The sequence below is a fragment of the Xanthomonas sp. NCPPB 4037 genome (assembly GCF_041475695.2).
GTDB classification, from domain to species: Bacteria; Pseudomonadota; Gammaproteobacteria; order Xanthomonadales; family Xanthomonadaceae; genus Xanthomonas; species Xanthomonas campestris.
Genome location: NZ_CM191261.1, coordinates 4,345,778 through 4,365,595 on the forward strand (window position 1 = coordinate 4,345,778; position 19,818 = coordinate 4,365,595).

The window sequence follows — 19,818 nt, forward strand, 5'->3', positions numbered from 1 at the left end:
GCTGCGCAAGGACGCCAGCAGCGCGGGAGGCTGCCTGCAAGCGAGGCGGCCGCGGCGGCACGCGCCGTGGGCCGCTCAGATCAGCGGCGGTTCGAGCGCGGCGGCGCGGCGCAGTTCGGACGCACGCACCAGCACCTTGGGCGGGTCGAGTTCTTCGGGGATGCAGAAGATGCCGGCGCGGCGCAGTGCCAGGCCGGTGCGGCGCAGCGAAGTCACCGCCACCACCGGGATCGACACCACCATGCCCACGATCACCGGCGCCATCCACGCCGCCAGCGACGGCGACACCAGGTAGGCCAGCGTGCCCATGAACAGGCCGAATACGCTCAGGCCACCATAGCTGCGGATCAATGCCGGCCACGACAGCTTGCCGTCATCGCGCACCTGCGCATCCCAGCCCGAATCCTTGCCGGCCAGCACTTCGAACACGCCGCGCGATTGCAGGTACATCACCACCGGCGCCATCAAGGCCGCCAGCACGGTTTCCAGCAGGATGCTCAACGCGGCGCGGATCGCCCCCCCGCAGGCGCGGCGTTCGCGCGGATTGAGCAGCAAGGCGATGTAGCCAAGCAGCTTGGGTGCAAGCAACACGAACATGGTGCAGACGAAGATCCAGATCGCGTTGCCGTCGCTGCTGCCGTGCCAGTAGCGCGCCGGCGAGAACGGCAGGCCCTGCGCAAGATCGATGCCGGCGCCCGCCAGCGGAATGCCGATACCCACCAGCATCAACATGCCCCACATCGGCGCGGTGAAGTAATGCCCGATGCCGATCATCATGTGCATGCGGCTGATCCAGTGCAGGCCCTTGGCACCCACCACCTTGGCGTGCTGCAGGTTGCCCTGGCACCAGCGGCGGTCGCGGACCAGCAGGTCGGTGAGCGTGGGCGGGCCTTCTTCGTAGCTGCCCTGCAGGTACGGCACCATGTGCATGGCCCAGCCGCCGCGCCGCATCAGTGCCGCTTCGACAAAGTCATGGCTGAGCACATGGCCGCCGAAGGGCTTGCGCCCACGCAGTGACGGCAGCCCGGCGTGATCGGCAAACGCCTGGGTGCGGATGATCGCGTTGTGGCCCCAGTAATTGCTTTCCGCGCCATGCCACCAGGCCACGCCGAAGGCGATGATCGGCCCGTACACGCGGCCGCCGAACTGCTGCATACGGGCGAACAAGGTCTGCCCGTTCACCACCGCCGGCAAGGTCTGGATCAGGCCCACGTCCGGGTTGTCTTCCATGCCCGCGACCAGGCGCACGATGGTGTCGCCGGTCATCACGCTATCGGCGTCCAGGATCAGCATCTGCGGGTAGTTGCCGCCAAAACGGCGCACCCAGTCGGCCACGTTGCCGGCCTTGCGCGCGGCGTTGTCGGCGCGGCGGCGGTAGAAGATGCGGCCATGCCCGCCGACGCTGTCACACAGTTCGGCATACACCTGTTCTTCGGCGCGGCCGATGTGCTCGCGGGTGGTATCGCTGAGCACGAAGAAATCGAAGTGCTCCAGCTGCCCGGTTTCTGCGACCGATTCGTAGATCGCCTGCAGGCCGGCCAACAGGCGGCGCGGGTCTTCGTTGTAGGTGGGCATCAGCAACGCGGTGCGCGTGTGCAGGCTGGGCAACGGCGCATCCGGATCGATGCCGAGCTTGCGCCCGGCGCGTGCGACCACGGTGATGAAGCCGGCCACCGCGCTGGCGAAGGACATCGCAATCCAGGCGAACAGCAACACGAACAGGCCCAGCAAACAGCCTTCCAGCACGCTGAAGCCGCCGGGCCACAGCACGCTGAGCATCACCCACACCGCCACCGCGGTGGCGGTCAGCGTCCCGCCGATCAGATAGAAGCGGCGCAGGCCGATGCCCATCGGCGAGGTGCGCTGGTGGCGTACCTGCAGGCTGCCTTCGCGCAGGGATTGTTCGGGCATTGCCAACGGCGCTTCTGGCGGCAGCGTGGGCTGGCCGGCATCGAGGCTGGAGACGGGAGGTAGATCGGTTGGTGCAGGGGAAAGGGTCACGGTGCCGTCCATCAGGGCTGCCCGTCGCGCATCTGCGGCGACATTGCGGGCTGAAACGAGATGGCCAATGGCGTGCGCGGCAACGTTGCCACGCGCACCGTGTTACGGGCGATCCCGACGGTGTGCGACCACGTCGCAGTAGAACAACTCCAATGCACAAGCTCTCCTGGCTGCGACTTCACGTCGCGGCTCATCCTAAAGAATCGTTCGTTAAAGGAACCGAAGGCCACCGTTTGCGGTCTTCGCCCCTCCCGACGAGGACCGCGCGGCAGACTACGCCGCAGCGACCGAACGCTACCCCAACAGATTGCAGCCTGGCGCGCCGGCTGTCACGGCCAGGCGAAGGGCAGCAACGGCCCGCCCAGCCACAGATAGCGCGCCATCCATGCGGAGGCAAACGCAATCAGCACCGTCAGCGGCACGCCCACGCGCAGGAAATCGGCAAACCGGTACTGGCCGGGATTGAGGATCAGCAGGTTGCCGTGGTGGCCGATCGGGGTGAGGAACGAGGCCACCGCGCCCATCGCAGTGCACACCACGAACGGAATCGGCGGCAATCCCAGCCCCTGCGCCAGGGCCAGCGCCACCGGCGTCAACAGCACCGTGGTGGCGGCATCGGACAACACCTGCGTCAGCAATGCGGCGGCGGCAAACATCAACAGCAGCAGGCTCAGCGGCGACAGGCCATGGGCATGCGCGAGCACATGCTCGGCCAGCCAGCGCGCGGTGCCGGTCTGATCCATCGCCATGCCGAGCGGGATTACCCCGGCAATCATCACGTAAATGCGCACGTCGATTTCGGCGTAGGCCTGTTCGATGCTCACGCAACGGGTGAGCACCATGGCCACCGCGCCGAGCAGGAACGCGATATGCGGTGGCAGCCACTCGGCCGCGGCCGCCGCGACGGCGGCCAGCATGATGGCCACTGCCAACGGTGCGCGCCGACGCCGGCTGCGGCGACCGTCGAACGGCATCAGCATCAAGAAGCCGCGGTGCTGGGACAGTTGCTGGAAGGTGTGCTGACGGCCCCACAGCACCAGCAGGTCGCCTTCCTGCAGCTGCAGCTCGGACAACTCGCCATGCAGCCAGCCTTCCTTGCGCCACAGCCCGACCACCACCACGCCCATGGTGTGCAGGAAATCGATGCGCGACACCGAGCGCCCGACGAATTCCGAATGCGGTGCCACCACCGCCTGCACCAGCTGCTCTTCGCCCAGTGCCTCATGTGGACGCTGCGGGTCGGCGCGATCCTCGCGCGGCTGCTCGCCGTACTTGGCCACCGCATGCAACGACAAACCCGGCTCATCCTTGACCGAGGCGATCTCGTCCGGCGAGGCGCGCACCAGCAGCACATCGCCGGCGCGCAGCAGGCCCTCGTTGCTGCTGCGACGCCGGCGCATGCCGTTGCGCAACCAATCCACTACCTGCAGCCGTTCGGTGAACGCGGCCTCGAACTCGGCCAACGGCCGGCCTACCCAGGGCGCGTCGGCGTCGACCAGCAGTTCGGTGTAATAGCGCTCCAGGCGCAGATAGTCCGCGCCGCCATCGTCTTCGCCCTGCCGCTTGGGCAGCAGCCAGCGCCCTGCGAGCATGTAGAGCATGCCCACGCCGACCAGCACCGCGCCGATCGGGGTGATGGCGAACAGGTCCAGCCGCCCGTGGCCGCCGCGTTCCAGCGCGGCATTGGCGAGCAGAAAGGCCGGCGCGCTGATCAGGGTCAAGGTGGTGCCCAACGAGGCCGCCAGCGACATCGGCATCAGCAGCCGCGAGGCGGCCAGCTTCTGCTCGCGGGCCAGCCGCATCATCACCGGCAACATCATCGCGGTGATCATCAGATGGTGCGAAAACGCCGCCAGGGCCGCGGTGGCCGGCATGGTGACCGCGATGGCGCGCCACTCGCGCCCGCCGGCGGCGCGCCCGATCGCCGCGCCAATGCGGTCGGTGATGCCGGTGGCCGACAAGCCGGCCGACAACACGAACACCGCCGCGACAATGATCGCCGGCTCACTGGAAAACCCGGACAAGGCCTGGGTCGGGGTGAGGATGCCGGTGAGAGTCAACGCCAGCGTCGCCAGCATGGCCACCAGGTCGACCCGCAGCTTTTCGCTGATGAACAGCACCAGTGCCACCACAAGGATGACCAGAAACACGAGTTGCTGTTGTTCCATTCCACTCACCGCCTGCGATTGCGCCGACCTTACCTGAGCGCGGTGAAGGCGACATGCGCGTGGTCACGTTTGGGAGCAACTGCGTGTGTGCGGGCGTGCTGCGGCAGTTGCGTTGTGTTTGCGAATGCCAGCGGCTGCGCGGTGTCGATGGTGTGCTGCACGCATGCACCTTGGACAGATGTGAGTGTCGTGGGTGGGGCGTCATCCCTCACTACGTTGCGGTTGGGCTGGATAGATGGGCGTGCAGGCCAGGTCATGCGGAGGCTGCCGAGCGGCGGCGATGAGACTGCGCACCGCGATCGACACACCACGGTGCTGTGGTTGAGCGGATGCCTTCTCCAACGCTTGTTACTTGGAGCCTGCTTGTTGTTCGCAGACTGCAGAACATGCGCGTGGCGGTAGCACGCGAACTACATTGCGGCGTCCGTTTTATTGCGGAGCTGGCTTCGCCCGTGCGTCGCCATGCCACGCACGCCTGGGGCAATGCACACAGGACGGCTTCCCATTGCCGCACTGTGTGCTCCATTGCTGACGCAATCTTGCCTGCCACTCCGCAACGCGCAGGCGAACTCTGCGCGCTACTGCCGGCGCAGTGCAACGCCGGCAGCGTACAGCTCCATATATCGACGCAGCAGCGTCGCTACATGGCGCTACTTGCGCGCGTCGGCACTGGTGTCGCGGGTGGCGCGGAATTCCGAATCGCTGCTCCAGTTCGGCCAGGTACGCGCATCGGCAAGCTGCTGGCCCAGGGCGTAGAGGATGCCCAGATCGCGTGCGGCACCGGCGAAGGTCCAGTCCGGCTTCCACTCATCGCCCTGCTGGTGATAGCGCTTGGCGGTGTAGTCGTCCGATGCCGCCTTGCCTGCGGCCACACCGCCCACTTCCCAATCCTGGCCGGCCGCATACGACAACGCCGGCACGCCACGCTTGGCGAAGGAGAAATGATCGGAGCGGAAGAAGTAGCCCGCCTCCGGCTTGGGATCGGGCGTGTAGCGCAGCTTCCACTGCCCGGCGACGGTCTTGAGTTGATCCAGCAACTCCAGCTTGGCGGTGCCGTAGATACCGAAATCACGCGAGGGCACGAACGGGTTCATGCCGTCCATGTTGATCACCGCCACCGTGGTCGCCAGCGGGTACAGCGGCTTGGAGGCGTAGAACTCCGAACCGAGCAGGCCTTTTTCCTCGGCGGTGACCGCCAGGAACACCACCGAGCGCTCCGGCTTCGGCCCCTTGGCGAAACCGCGCGCCAGCTCCAGCAATGCGGCCGTACCGCTTGCGTTGTCCAGCGCGCCGTTGAAGATGGTGTCGCCGCGTGCATCGGGCTTGCCCACGCCGATGTGGTCCCAGTGCGCGCTGTAGATCAGCGTCTCGTCGGGATGGGTGCTGCCTTCCAGGCGCGCGACCACGTTGTGCGAGGTGATCACATCCGACTTGACCGTGTAGCTGGCACTCAAGCGTTGCCCCTTGAGTTCCACCGGCTTGAATGCGCGGGTCTGCGCCTGCTTCTTCAAGGTGTCGAAATCCAGGCCGGCCTGCGTGAACAGACGCGCGGCCAGATCACGCTGGACCCAGCCTTCCAGCGTGGGATGCGCAGCGCGCGGGTTGTCGCGCACCACATCGAACATGGTGTTGGTGTTGGAGCTGGCCACGGTGTCCCAGCCGTAGGAGGCCGGCGCGGTTTCATGCACCACCAGCACGCCGAGTGCGCCCTGGCGCGCACCCTCTTCGTACTTGTAGGTCCAGCGGCCGTAGTAGGTCATGCCCTTGCCATCGAAGGCGCCCTTGCCGGTCTCGAAATCCGGGTCGTTGATCAGCACCACGGCGATCTTGCCCTTGAGGTCGACACCCTTGAAGTCGTCCCAGTCGCGCTCCGGCGCTTTGACGCCATAGCCGACGAACACCAGCGGCGCGTTGGCGATATCGACCTTGGATGAGCCGTTCATTGCCGCGCGGATCGCGATCTCCTTGCCTTGGGTCAGGGTCTGCGGCGCGCTGCCGCCCTGCAAAGCAATACGCGGCGTGCCCACGATATCGGCGCGCCGCAGCGGCACCGCCTGCGTCCACAGGCGCTTACCATCGGCGAGATCGCCACCGGGCTGCAAACCGGCCGCGGCAAACTGCGTGCTCAGGTAGGCAATGGTCTTGTCTTCGCCGGCAGTGGCCGGGCCACGGCCTTCATAGGCGTCGGAGGCCAGCTCCTTGACGTCACGCGAGATGCGCGCGCCATCGAACGTCGGCGTTGCCGCCATCAGTGCGGTGGAGACCGCCATTGCCAGCATTCCCAGTCCAACTCGCTTCACTGCAGCACCCCGGTGTGATCAAAGACAGCCCCGGAGTGTAGGCCACCGCGCGGCGACGCCACGTGCCATTGGATGGGTTGCACAGCACGCACGTACTCGACGCCCGCGCGCAACTTTAATAATATTCATTCTCACTTACGCGCTGCGCAACGTGCCTGCCCCTTGCGGCGGCAACGCCGTGCCTGCCGCATGCGCGTGCCTTCCCCCTTCGTTGCCGAGTGTGTCCATGCCCGTTGCCCTGCTGCGCTCTGTGCGCGCCCACTCCCGCTTGTTGCTGGCGCTGCAGTGCGCCTGTGCGCTGTGTGCCACCGCCGCGCATGCGCAAGACAATGCCCCCGCACCGACAGCGAACACGCTGGACCAGGTGCTGGTGACCGGGCGCACCGAGGGCTACCAGGTGCGCGGCACCAATACCGCCACCAAGTTGCCGCTGACGTTGCGCGAGACGCCGCAGTCGTTGACGGTGTTCACCCGCCAGCGCATCGAAGACTTCAACCTCATCACCATCGCCGAGGTGTTGCAGCAGACGCCAGGCGTCACCGTGCAGTCCTACGACAGCAACCGCACGCTGTTCACTGCGCGCGGATTTGCAATCAACAACTTCATGTTCGATGGCGTGCCGACCAACTACACCACCGGCGCCGGCGGCAATTCGATCCTCAGCGACACCTCGATCTACGAGCGTATCGAAGTGGTGCGCGGCGCCAGTGGCCTGGTGACCGGCTCGGGTAATCCATCGGCCACCGTCAACATGGTGCGCAAGCGCCCCACCACGGCGTTCCAGGCCAGTACCAGCCTCAATGTCGGCTCCTGGGACTACCGCCGCGCCGAACTCGATGTGGCCGGCCCGCTGACCTCCGGCGGGCGCGTGCGCGGCCGCGTGGTGGGCGCCTACACCGAAAAGGACAGCTGGGTGCGCTTCCAGCAGGACCGCTCGCCCAGCGTGTACGGCGTGCTCGAAGCCGACCTCACCGACAGCACGCGGCTGCGCGCGGGCATCGACCACCTCGCCACGCATTCCGATGGCGGTGCGTGGAGTGCCGCGCCGCTGTTCTTCAGCGATGGCGCACCGGCACGGCTGCCGCGCTCCTACAGCGCCGCGGCACGCTGGAACCGGTGGGAGCGCGAAAGCACCAATGTCTTCGCCACCCTGGAACAGCAGTTTGCCGGCGGCTGGAGCGGGCGGCTGGCCTACAACCATCGCGCCACCGATACCGACAGCCTGCTGTTTGCCGGCTCCAACAGCGCCTCGTTCGCCGATGCGCGCACCGGGTTGGGATTGCGCGTGTCCGACACCTACGGCGTGTCGGAAACCCGCGAGAACGCGCTGGATCTCTACGCCTCCGGCCCGTTTCAGTGGTTGGGCCGTGCGCATGAGCTGGTGGTCGGCGCCAACCACTACAACCGCGATCTCGGCACGCTGCGCACCGCCATCACCGCGCGTCCCTACAGCCTGACCGCCTTCCCCAGCATCTTCGACTGGAATGGCGATGTGGGCCAGCCGACCACCACCAATGCCGACATCCCCAGCAGCATCACCAACACGCAGGAAACCGGCTATTACGCGGCCGTGCGGCTCAATCCCACCGATGCGTTGAAGCTGATTGGCGGTGCGCGGTATTCCAGCTGGAACACCGCCACGGACAACTATTCGCCGGCCAATCAGTTCACCGGACGCAGCGCCGACTACGACGCCAACGCGCTTACCCCGTACCTGGGCGCGATCTACGATCTGAGCCGGCACCTCTCGGCGTTTGTGTCGTATTCGGATGTGTTCCAGGCACAGAACCTGCGCGACCGCACCAACCAGCAACTGGATCCGGTGGTGGGTGCCAATCTCGAATACGGCTTCAAGGGCGAGTTCTTTGGCGGTGCGCTCTACGCCGCGCTCAACGGCTTCCACATGCAACAGGACAACGTGGCCGAGATCGATCCGGAAATAGCGCCCAACAGCCTGCCCGATGGCAGCTCGGCGTATCGCGCGGTGTCGGGTGTGGAATCCTGGGGCGGCGAGTTCGAAGTCTCCGGCGCGATCACCCCGGACTGGAGCATGACCGGCGGCTACACCTACGCCTACAGCACCGACCAGCGCGGCGCACGGGTGTTCACCACCAGCCCGATGCACCTGGCGCGCTTCAACACCACTTACCGGTTCGGCGACTGGACGCTGGGCGGCGGGATCAGCTGGCAGAGCGCGGTGTATCAGAACCAGACCATCCCCACCGGGCGCTTCACCGCGGCCGGGGCACCGATCACGCGCAGCGGGCGGGTCACCCAGGGCGGCTATCTACTGGTGGATCTGATGGGCCGCTACCGCATCAACGAGCAGCTGAGCGTGGGCGTGACGGTGACCAACCTGTTCGACAAGGTCTATTACCGCAACGTGGGCTTCTTCAATTCCGGCTATTGGGGCGAACCGCGGCGGCTGCTGTTCAATCTGCGCGCGAATTTCTGAGCGCATGGCGTGCCGTCAACGGCGCGCCATGCAGGCTCAGAACAGGTCCACGCTACCGGTCTGCTGGTCCACCCGCTGCATCTGCCCGCTGGCAATCAGTTCGCTATACACCGCCGCGCGGTTGCGGCCGTGCTGCTTGGCCCAGTACAGCGCCTTGTCGGCTTCGTCCAGCATCTGGCTGACCAGCCGGCCGTCGCTAAGTTCGACGATACCGGTGCTCAAGGTCACCGTGCCCACTTGCGGGAAACTGTGCTCGGCCACCGCGCGCCGGAATCGCTCGAACAGGCTCACCGCGGTGTCGCGGTCCACCCCGCGCAGCACGATCACGAACTCCTCGCCACCGAAACGGAACAGCAGATCGTCCTGGCGGAAGCAGCGCTGCATCAGCTGGGCCACCAGCAGCAGCACCTCGTCGCCATACAGATGCCCGAAGGTGTCGTTGACGCGCTTGAAATGGTCGATGTCCACGATGCCCAGCCACACCGCGTTCTCCTGCGCGCCATCCGCGTTGGCGGCGAACAGGCGCAGGATCATGTCGTCGAAGGTCTTGCGATTGCGCAGGCCGGTGAGTGCGTCGCGCTGGGCGTCGTCGAGCAGGCTGCGGTAGTTCTGGAAGAAGCGTGCAAAGCCCTGCAGCAAGAGCTGCTCGGCAGCGCCGGGGGCCTGCGTGCCGCCCACGCGCAGGCAGGTGCGGATGCCGCGCGCTTCCATCATCGGGTAGACCAGCAGCGCGCGGCCGTCGTGCTGCAGCTGCACCACCTCGCCCGGGCCGCGGACGTCTGCCAGCAGCGCGCGCGTGGCGGCGTCGTGAATCTCGGCCACCGTCAGCGACAGCCGGCCGTCCTCGCGCAACCGGGTTTCGGCCATGCTGCGGCCATCGGGGGCGATGCGCAGCAGCGACAATTCTTCGGCCGCACACACTTCGCGCACGGTGCGCAGCAGGGTGAGGTCGAGCAGATCGGCGTCGCGGATGGCGGTGAGGTCGACCATCCGTTCCAGCAGGGGCGCTTCGGTCATGGTGGCGGCACCGCACGCACCGCCGCCCGCCGGGAACACCGGTGGCAGGCAGGCTCAGGCCTGTGGCGGGTACGCACTGGCATCACGACAGATCACCGCAATCAGAGATGTCGGTTCATCGGCGTCCGGGGGGCGAACTTGAGTCCGCTGCCCGGCCCCGCTCAGCGCGCGGCCAGCAAGGTCAATCCCGCCGTTGCCGGCCCCTGACGCCGTGCGGGTACAGGGGCCGCGGCCTGGCTCAGGGCAGCGCCGATTCCAGCGCATCCTCGCCCAGGGCGTGGGCCTGCATCAGCCGCCGGCTGGCGGCATTCAGGCCCTGCACCCGGACCTGCAAACCGTGGTGGCGCAGGCGCTGCACCACCTTGTCCAGCGCCGCCACCGCGGTGATGTCCCAAAAGTGCGCGCGGGTCACGTCGATGATGACCTGCTGGCCGGGCACCTCGCGGGCATCGAAGGCGTCGATGAACACATCGGCCGAGGCGAAGAACACCTGCCCGCGCACGCTGTAGGTGCGCAGCCCGGTGGCCGCGTCGCTGGGGACGATCTGCAGCAGCCCGGACACCTTGAAGGTGAAGAACACCCCGCTCAGCAGCACGCCCACCGCCACGCCAGCGGCCAGGTTGTGGGTGGCCAGGGTCACTGCGACCGTGGCCAGCATCACCACGCTGGAGGTGCGCGGGTGGGTGATCACGGTGCGCAGCGAGCGCCAGTCGAAGGTCTCGGCCGAGACCATCACCATGATCGCCACCAACGCCACCACCGGCACCTGCGACACCCACGGCTTGAGCAGCACCATCAGGATCAGCAGGAACACGCCGGCAAACAGCGTCGACAGCCGGCCGCGGCCGCCGTATTTCACGTTGCCCACGGTCTGCCCGATCATGCCGCAGCCGGCGATGCCGCCGAACAGGCTGGCGGCCGCATTGGCCAGGCCCAGGCCGGTGCATTCGCGGTTCTTGTTGCTGGGCGTGTCGGTGAGTTCATCGACCACGCGCGCGGTCATCATCGATTCGAGCAGGCCCACCATTGCAATGGCCAACGCCGGCAACGCGATGATGCGCAAGGTCTCCAGCGTCAACGGCACGCCGGGCCATTGCAGGAACGGCAGCGCGGTGGGCAGCTTGCCCAGGTCGGCCACGGTCTTCAGCGGCAGGTGCAGCGCGCTGCTGGCCACCGTGAGCAACAGGATGCACAGCAGCGGCGACGGAATGGCCGAGACACCGGGCAGCCGCAACCGCGGCAGGCCGTAGATGATGGCCAGGCCCACGCCCAGCGTGACCCAGGTGGTGGGGTTGGCACCGAGCAGATGCGGCAGCTGTGCGGCGAAGATCAGCACCGCCAGCGCGTTGACGAACCCGGTCCGCACCGAGCTGCTGACAAAGCGCATCAGCACGCCCAGGCGCAGCAGCCCGAACACGATCTGCACCAGCCCGGCGAGCAGCCCGGCGGCGAGCAGATACGGCAACCCGTGCGTGGCCACCAACGGCGCAGCCACCAGCGCCACCGAGCCGGCGGCTGCGGAAATCATCGCCGGCCGTCCGCCACAAAACGCGATCACGATGCCGATCACAAACGACGCGAACAAGCCAACCTGCGGGTCCACGCCTGCGACGAACGCAAAGGCGATGACTTCGGGAATCAGGGCGAACGTGGCAACGGCGCCAGCCATCAGTTCGCGCGCAGGCGAGGCGCGCCATTGCGCCAGTTCGGTGCGCAGGAAGGACATGGGGGACACTCCAGGGACAAGAACGACAGTCCTGCGGACAGTGCGCAGGGGGCACTAGTGTGCGGGAAAGCGACCGCTCCCGCAGCCGCGATGTGATCGGTGCGGCAATGGTGTTTTCTGTGGGGACGATCACGCCACCCGACGCGCGCACAGACCAAGATGCCCGCCTTACCGCGCTCGGGTGTCGAGCCCGGTTCTCTAGGGAGATCACCATGTCCATGTTCAGGACCGCAAGCACGCTCGCTTTGGCCACCGCCCTCGCACTGGCCGCCGGGCCGGCCTTCAGCTATTCCATCAACAGCAGCAGGCAGATCGTCGACGACAGCGGCAAGGTCGTGCAGCTCAAGGGCGTGAACGTGTTCGGCTTCGAAACCGGCAACCACGTGATGCATGGCCTGTGGGCACGCAACTGGAAGGACATGATCGTGCAGATGCAGGGCCTGGGCTTCAACGCCGTGCGCCTGCCGTTCTGCCCGGCCACGCTGCGCAGCGACACCATGCCGACCAGCATCGACTACAGCCGCAACGCCGACCTGCAGGGCCTGACCTCGCTGCAGATCCTCGACAAGGTGATCGCCGAATTCAACGCGCGCGGCATGTACGTGCTGCTGGATCACCACACCCCCGATTGCGCCGGCATTTCCGAGCTCTGGTACACCGGCTCCTATACCGAGGCACAGTGGCTGGCCGACCTGCGCTTTGTGGCCAACCGCTACAAGAACGTGCCGTATGTACTCGGCCTGGATCTGAAGAACGAACCGCACGGCGCCGCCACCTGGGGCACCGGCAACGCTGCCACCGATTGGAACAAGGCTGCCGAGCGCGGCTCGGCTGCGGTGTTGGCGGTCGCGCCGAAGTGGCTGATCGCGGTGGAAGGCATCACCGACAACCCGGTGTGCTCCACCAACGGCGGCATCTTCTGGGGCGGCAACCTGCAGCCGCTGGCCTGCACCCCGCTCAACATCCCGGCCAACCGACTGCTGTTGGCCCCGCACGTGTACGGCCCGGACGTGTTCGTGCAGTCGTACTTCAACGACAGCAATTTCCCCAACAACATGCCGGCCATCTGGGACCGCCATTTCGGCCAGTTCGCCGGCACGCATGCGCTGTTGCTGGGCGAGTTCGGTGGCAAGTACGGCGAAGGCGACGCGCGCGACAAGACCTGGCAGGACGCGCTGGTGAAGTACCTGCGCAGCAAGGGCATCAACCAGGGCTTCTACTGGTCGTGGAATCCCAACAGCGGCGACACCGGCGGCATCCTGCGCGATGACTGGACCAGCGTGCGCCAGGACAAGATGACCCTGCTGCGCACGCTGTGGGGCACCGCCGGCGATACCACGCCGACGCCGACTCCCACACCGACACCGACGCCTACCCCCACGCCAACCCCAACGCCGACGCCCACCCCGGGCGCCAGCACCTTCAGCACCAAGGTGATCGTGGACAACAGCTGGAACGGCGGCTATTGCAACCGCGTGCAGGTCACCAACACCGGCACTGCCAGCGGCACCTGGTCGATCGCAGTGCCGGTCACCGGTACAGTCAACAACGCCTGGAACGCGACCTGGTCGCAGAGCGGCAGCACGCTCAGGGCCAGCGGCGTGGACTTCAACCGCACCCTGGCAGCCGGCGCCACCGCCGAGTTCGGCTTCTGCGCCGCGAGCTGAGTGCAGCGTGGCGGGCATGGCTCCCGTGCCCGCTACCTCTGCAACATCCAGTGGAATTGTGGAGGCGCTGCGTAGCAGGTTGATGATCACCTGCAGCGCCTAACCCACGACCTCGTAGGAGCGCCCTTGGGCGCGATGGGCATTCCCGATAACGCCCCATCGCGCCCAAGGGCGCTCCTACGTTTTTTGTGGCATCGGAACGTCGTCCAGCGTCTGCACGGTCACCTGGTTGGCGAAGACGCCGCAAGATCGCAGCGACAGCCGTGATCGGGTAGCAACACCGCAGAACCACCCAATCTTCCTGTAGGAGCGCCCTCGGGCGCGATGAGGCATTGCCGATAACGCCCATCGCGCCCGAGGGCGCTCCTACCGGTTTCCGTGCGACTGCAGACAAGCAGGCGCGGCCGCAGATAGCATTAAATCGCCGCGTGAAACAGCCGATATCCACGACAACGCTCCCGCGTCTTTGTGGACATCCTTCATGTATCTCGTCAGTTCGTTGCGCCGGCATGTTGCCAATCTCCCGCTCACCCGCAAGTTCGTCCTGTTGTGCACGCTGCTCGCAGTTGGCGTGATCCTGCTGGCGGTTGCCGCCGCGCGCCTGCAGTACCTGGATCTGGTCGAAGCACGCAAGCTCAGCGTCAAGACCGAAGTGGAAATGGGCCTGACGGTGATGCAGCACTACGCCGACAAGGTGAAGGCCGGCGAGCTGAGCAAGCAACAGGCCATGGAAGCGGCGCGTACCACGCTGGCGGACATGCGCACCAATGACGGCGTGGATTACTTCTTCATCGTCGACCCGCAGATGCGCATCCTGATGCATCCCAAGCGGCCGGTCGGCACGGACATGTCCGATTACAAGAGTGACGCGGGGCAGTACGTCTACCGCGACATCAAGACCGCCATCGACAGCGGCGATGGCTTCAGCTACTACGACGCGCCCAAGCCCGGCAAGAAAGAGCAGTTGCCCAAGATCAGTTATGCCAAGGTGTTTCCGGCCTGGAACTGGGTGCTGGTGATGGGCGTGTATGCCGAAGACATCCAGGTGCAGGCGTGGGGATTCACCCGCACGCTGACGCTGATCGGCGGCGCGCTGGTAGCGATGGTGATCGGCCTGTGCTGGTTGATTGCCTCGGCCATGGCTGCACCGCTGCGTGCTGCAACGCGCACCGCCGAGGCGATCGCTTCGGGCCGCTTCGACAACGACATCCGCGTCGAGTCGCGCGATGAAACCGGCCAGCTGATGCACAGCATGGCGCAGATGCAAACCCAGCTGCAGCGCTTCAACGGCGAGATGCAGACCATGATCCGCCTGCAGCAGGGCGAAAACATCGCGCACCGCATCCCGGAGGATTTCCCCGGCGATTACGGCAGCCTGGCGCATGGCGTGAACACAGTGGTGTTTGAGCACCTGGACGCCATCAACGAAGCGATGGATGTGATGAGCGACTATGGCCGCGGCGATCTGCGCCGCGACATGCGCCGCCTACCCGGCCAGCGTGCAGCGCTGCATGAGGCGCTGGACACGGTGAAGACCAATCTGTCGGCGATCAATGGCGATATCGCGCGGCTTGCCGATGCCGCCGCGCGCGGCGATTTCTCTGCACGTGGCGACCAGGCGCGCTATCAGTTCGCGTTCGCCGAAATGGTGCAGGCGCTCAACCGTTTGATGCAGCAGGCCGACGCCGGCCTGGACGATGTTGGTCGCATCATGGCCGCGATCGCCGACGGCGATTTGTCGCAGCGGGTGGAATCGCATTACGAAGGTGCTTTCGGGCGCCTGGCCAATGCGGCCAACCGCACCGCGATCCAGCTCACTACTATCGTGCAAGGCATCCAGCAGTCGGCAGAGATGATCAACACTGCGGCCGGTGAGATCGCCAGCGGCAATTCCGACCTGTCTACGCGGACCGAGCATCAGGCCGCCAACCTCGAAGAAACCGCTGCCTCCATGGAGGAGCTCACCTCCACCGTGCGCCAGAACGCCGACAACGCGCGCCAGGCCAATCAACTGGTCAAGGGCACCGGTGACGTAGCCGAAAGCGGCGGCCGCGTGGTGCAGGAAGTGGTCAGCACCATGCTGGCGATCACGCAATCGTCCGCACGCATCTCCGACATCATCGGGGTGATCGACGGCATCGCGTTCCAGACCAACATCCTGGCATTGAACGCCGCGGTGGAAGCCGCACGTGCCGGCGAACAGGGCCGCGGCTTTGCGGTGGTGGCCAGCGAAGTACGCGCACTGGCGCAGCGCTCGGCTGGCGCGGCAAAGGAAATCAAGCAGTTGATCTCCGACTCGGTGGAAAAGGTCGAGCAAGGCTCAGGCCTGGTGGAACAGGCCGGCAGCACCATGACCGAGGTGGTGAGTTCGGTGAAGCGGGTGACCGACATCATGGCCGAAATCACCGCCGCCAGTACCGAGCAAAGTGCTGGCATCGAGCAGGTCAGCACCACGGTGATGCAGCTGGACGAAATGACCCAGCAAAACGCAGCGCTGGTGGAAGAAGCCACCGCCGCAGCGCGCAGCCTGGAAGATCAGGCCGCCGAGCTGACGCGTGCGGTGTCGGTGTTCCGTCTGGCGCCGGCGCAGGCCGAGCAACGGCAGCGGCACGTACAGGCCGCCTGACGTTCTGTATAAGGCGGGCACTGCACACCGCGGATGTTGGTGTGCAGTGCGCTAGCCGTTGCGTGGTACGTGGCGGGCCAGTGCGCTAGCAGACTCGTAATGAAGTGCCAGGGTTTCGGAAGCGCTTGTGGTTGAGCGTAGGTGTCTCGTATTGCGTCCTGCAGTGTCAGACCAGGTTCGCCAGCTGCATCGGCTACCTGCGAAGCATTGACGATCCATACCGCGTGCGGAGGCCGCACCCTCAACGCGCTTGGCAACACTCTTCTGCCATCTTCTCCAGGCGAGATGGACGCAGTTGTTCGGTTGCATTGAAGTAACTGCTAACCGCCACACCTCGCATGCGCTCACGTGTTTGATTGCTGCTTTTTGCAATGCAGCCGTTCTATGTGCATTCGACTTGCCGTTCGATTGATCTGGCGCCCGTACCCTCATCCGCCCTGCGGGCACCTTCTCCCGACGGGAGAAGGAAGTGGTTGATCGGCTTGCTTCTAACGGCTGCTGGCGACTGCGTTTCGCCATGCACTGATGCAATTGATGGCTGCTTTGTAGTGCCGCGGCTCATGCGTGCAACGCATTGACCGGCCGGCAACGCGTTGCCGATGCGATTGATCTAGCAGCCGTACCCTCATCCGCCCTGCGGGCACCTTCTCCCGACGGGAGAAGGAAGTGATTGATCGGCTTGCTTCTAACGGCTGCTGGTGACTGCGTTTCGCCATGTATTGACGCAATTGATGGCTGCTGTGTAGTGCCGCGGCTCATGCGTGCAACGCATTGACCGGCTGGCAGCGCATCAACGATTTGATTGATCCAGCGCCGCACCCTAATCCGCCCTGAGGGCACTTCTTCCGATAAGAGAAGAAGACACGGCATGCAGACATCGTCGGTACAACCGCACACAGAAGCTCAGCGCGCCGCGTCACGCCCAGTGGGTGTATCTCCATCGCCGCAGCGCGCACGCTTGGCGGCATACATCGCTTCGTCGGCGGCGTGCATCAGGCTAGCGGTGTCGGCGGTGGTGCCGCGTTGCCAGGCCACGCCGATGCTGGGCTGGATCGGCAGCCATTGCTCGCCGAAGGTGGTGCCAGCAGCCACGGCGTTGCGGATACGCTCGGCCACGGCGGCGCATTCGCGCTCCGGGGCGTGCAGGTCGTCCAGCAGCACCACGAATTCGTCGCCAGCCAGGCGTGCCACCAGGTAGCGCGTGCCCACTGCCTGCTGCAGGCAGCGGCCGAACGCCACCAGCACGGCGTCGCCGGCGCGATGGCCGTGCACGTCGTTAATCCGCTTGAAGCCATCCAGGTCCAGGAACATCACCGCCACCGCGGTGTGCTGCTGCTGTGCATGCGTCACCGCGGTCTGCAATGCTTCCGACCAGGCGTGACGATTGGGCAGGCCAGTGAGCGCGTCGCGGGTAGCGCGTTCGTGCATCAAGCGGTGCAGAGTCTTGTGCGCGGTGACATCCTGCGCCATCAGGAAAAACCCTTGCACTTGCGCCTGCGTGCCCTTGGTTGCCGGCACCAGGGTGATCTCCACATCGCGTGCGCTCGCACCGGCCTGCAGCACGTAATCGAAGGTGGCGCGCTCGCCGCGGGCGGCCGCAGCGAGCGCGGCGTACACCGGCTCGCCCAGGTCATCGCCCAACAGGCGGGTGATGTGACAGCCGACCAGACTGGCCGGGTCCACGCCCAGCCAGCTGCGGTGTGCCTCGTTGGCGAACAGGCAGCGCTGCGCGGCGTCGAACTGGCTGACCAGCGTGGGCGTGGCGTCGCTGATCGCCCGCAGCCGCGCTTCGCTTTCGGCAAGCCGTTCGGCGGCGACATGCTGTTCGGTAACGTCCAGTACCTGCGAGACGAAATGCACCGGCGCGCCGTCGCTATCGCGCACCAACGACACCGACAGCAGCGTCCATAGCACCGCGCCCTGCCGGCTGACATAGCGCTTGGACAAGGTGTAGCTGTTGCGCTTGCCGTCCAGCAGCTCACCGAGCAAGGCCAGATCCACATCCAGATCGTCCGGGTGGGTGACGTCCTGGAAGGTCATGCCCAGCAGTTGCGTGCGTGAGTAGCCCAACAGGGTGCAGAGCGCAGAGTTGATCTCGCTCCAGCGGCCTTCCAGCGAGACGATGGCCATGCCCTGCGGCGCGGTGTCGAAGGCGCCACTGAAGCGCTTGGCGGCCAGCTGTGCGGCGGCCTGCGCCTGCAGTTCGGCGGTGACGTCGATGGCCATCGCCAGGTAGCCGGTCAGGCCCTGCTGCGCGTCCTGGATCACGTTGAAACTCAAGCGCACGCGGCGGTGGCTGCCGTCCTTGCGCAGCAGCGTCCACACTTCCTGCTCCAGCAGGTCACCAGCTGCGGCGGCAGCCAATGCCACATACGAAGGTGCGGGCACGGCCAGCGTGGCGCGGTGGCGTGCGAGTTCTTCGGGCAGATGGAATCGTGTCGGGCACTGCCCCATGACCTCGGCGGCGCTGTAGCCCAGCAAGCGTTCGGCCCCCGGGTTGAAGACCTCGATGTGCCCGCGCGGGTCGAACACGATGATGGCCACATCGCGCGAGGCGTCCACCAGGGCCTGCAGGCGCGCGCGCTCGGCTGCCAACGCGGCGGAGGCATCCTTGAGCTGGGTGATGTCGTGCATCACGCACACCGCGCCCAGGGCCACGCCGTGGTCGCCATCGATGGGGTCGGCGTTGCACAGCACGCTGCGTGGCGGCTGGCCGGTGGCACGGATCACCAGTTCGGCGTTGCGCACATGCTCGCCGCGCCAGGCGCGCACCAGCGGGATCGCGTCGGTCGGCAGCACGGTGCTGCCATCGGCGGCGTAGAGATCGAAGTGCTGTGCCCATTGCGCCGGTGGCAGCACGCGCGGGTCGGTACCGTGCCATTGCCGCGCGGCATGATTGAATTCGCGCAGCAGGCCGTCGGTGCCGCAGGCCACCACGCCATCGGGCATGGATTCCAGCAACAGGCTCAAGGTCTGCCGCTGCGCCTGCGCATCCAGGCGGTCGCGGCGCGCCTCCAGCTGATTGACGGCCTGACGCGCCAGCCGGATCAAGGCCTGTTTCTGGTTCTCGTCGAGCACACGCGGCTTGGTGCTGAGCATGCACAAGGTGCCGTAGGCATAGCCCTCGCGGCCGATCAGCGGCACGCCGACATAGGAGCGGATGCCCGGCGCGGCGGTCACCAACGGATTGTGCGTGAACCGTGGGTCGGCGATGGCATCGGGCACTTCCAGCAGGTCGGTGCCCATCACCGTGTACGAGCAGAACGACACGCTGCGCGGCGTGCCCTCCAGATCGGTGCCGCAGCGCGCCTTGAACCATTGACGGTCGGCATCCAGCAGGGAAATCAGCGCCATCGGCGAACCGCTGATATGCGCGGCCAGCCAGGCGAGGTCGTCGAATTCGGCTTCGGCCGCGGTGTCCAGCACCCCCAGCCGGCGCACCGCATCCACGCGCAAGGCGTCGTTGGCGGGGATCGGGACGGGCGGCGACAGGGCGGTCATGAAGGAATCGGCTGACAGGTCGGATGACGGTAGGTCGCCCCAGGTAACGGCAAGGCGACGGGCAACTTGAGCGGGCGCGGCCGGTGCTCGGAATCGGCATGTACCTCCGTACACTCCGGTTCCTCCGCGCCGTCCGCACCCACCTGACGACTGCTCGCTACGTTTTGTTAGCCGCGCTTAGTCCCGTGGCCATTGCCGCCTTGCCCACGTGGCGGCATGGTCCCGATGGCACGCTCATCTGCTTGCTGCGGTGACAGAGATTTGCCAGGCATCCGGCCAGCCCGCCCTCCCCTGACCACCGGCATTTGCGACGCCGCCAGGCAGCCACTACCCTCGGCCGATTGTCCTGCCCCTGGA

The 19,818-nt window shown here is 66.2% G+C and carries 9 protein-coding genes and 1 other RNA gene; 4 read left to right on the forward strand and 6 right to left on the reverse strand.

Annotation, left to right across the window (positions count from 1 at the left end; genetic code table 11):
• Nucleotides 1-75: 75 nt before the first annotated feature.
• The 3 genes from mdoH to ACCQ01_RS19120 form a co-directional block, all read right to left on the reverse strand.
• Complete coding sequence (gene mdoH, locus ACCQ01_RS19110) at nucleotides 76-2,013, reverse strand: glucans biosynthesis glucosyltransferase MdoH (protein ID WP_012437319.1); 1,938 nt, start codon at nucleotides 2,011-2,013, stop codon at nucleotides 76-78.
• A gap of 317 nt (nucleotides 2,014-2,330) precedes the next feature.
• Nucleotides 2,331-4,169 (reverse strand): SLC13 family permease, encoded by a 1,839-nt coding sequence (locus tag ACCQ01_RS19115; RefSeq protein WP_228418522.1) that lies wholly within the window; start codon nucleotides 4,167-4,169, stop codon nucleotides 2,331-2,333.
• A gap of 650 nt (nucleotides 4,170-4,819) precedes the next feature.
• Entirely contained in the window at nucleotides 4,820-6,469 is a 1,650-nt protein-coding gene (locus tag ACCQ01_RS19120) for a M28 family metallopeptidase (protein ID WP_228431388.1), read from the reverse strand.
• A gap of 226 nt (nucleotides 6,470-6,695) precedes the next feature.
• Between ACCQ01_RS19120 and ACCQ01_RS19125 the strand changes: the two genes are divergently transcribed.
• Complete coding sequence (locus tag ACCQ01_RS19125; RefSeq protein WP_228431390.1) at nucleotides 6,696-8,924, forward strand: TonB-dependent siderophore receptor; 2,229 nt, start codon at nucleotides 6,696-6,698, stop codon at nucleotides 8,922-8,924.
• Nucleotides 8,925-8,960: 36 nt separating this feature from the next.
• Here ACCQ01_RS19125 and ACCQ01_RS19130 read toward each other — a convergent pair whose 3' ends face one another.
• Together ACCQ01_RS19130 and ACCQ01_RS19135 are read right to left on the reverse strand one after the other, a co-directional pair.
• Complete coding sequence (locus tag ACCQ01_RS19130) at nucleotides 8,961-9,941, reverse strand: GGDEF domain-containing protein (RefSeq protein ID WP_175611690.1); 981 nt, start codon at nucleotides 9,939-9,941, stop codon at nucleotides 8,961-8,963.
• Nucleotides 9,942-10,179: 238 nt separating this feature from the next.
• Nucleotides 10,180-11,667, reverse strand: a complete 1,488-nt coding sequence (locus tag ACCQ01_RS19135) for a SulP family inorganic anion transporter (protein ID WP_228431392.1) — start codon at nucleotides 11,665-11,667, stop codon at nucleotides 10,180-10,182.
• 212 nt (nucleotides 11,668-11,879) lie between these two features.
• Here ACCQ01_RS19135 and ACCQ01_RS19140 point away from each other — a divergent pair, with 212 nt between their 5' ends.
• Nucleotides 11,880-13,334, forward strand: coding sequence for a cellulase family glycosylhydrolase (locus ACCQ01_RS19140; RefSeq protein WP_228431394.1), 1,455 nt, complete (start codon nucleotides 11,880-11,882; stop codon nucleotides 13,332-13,334).
• A gap of 499 nt (nucleotides 13,335-13,833) precedes the next feature.
• Entirely contained in the window at nucleotides 13,834-15,960 is a 2,127-nt protein-coding gene (locus ACCQ01_RS19145; RefSeq protein ID WP_175611873.1) for a methyl-accepting chemotaxis protein, read from the forward strand.
• Between the two features lie 903 nt (nucleotides 15,961-16,863).
• On the opposite strand, the gene ACCQ01_RS19150 is transcribed toward ACCQ01_RS19145, so the two are convergent.
• Entirely contained in the window at nucleotides 16,864-19,461 is a 2,598-nt protein-coding gene (locus ACCQ01_RS19150; protein WP_372358820.1) for a sensor domain-containing diguanylate cyclase, read from the reverse strand.
• 98 nt (nucleotides 19,462-19,559) lie between these two features.
• Here ACCQ01_RS19150 and ACCQ01_RS19155 point away from each other — a divergent pair.
• A non-coding RNA gene (locus ACCQ01_RS19155) (sX9 sRNA) lies at nucleotides 19,560-19,634 on the forward strand.
• Nucleotides 19,635-19,818: the final 184 nt, after the last annotated feature.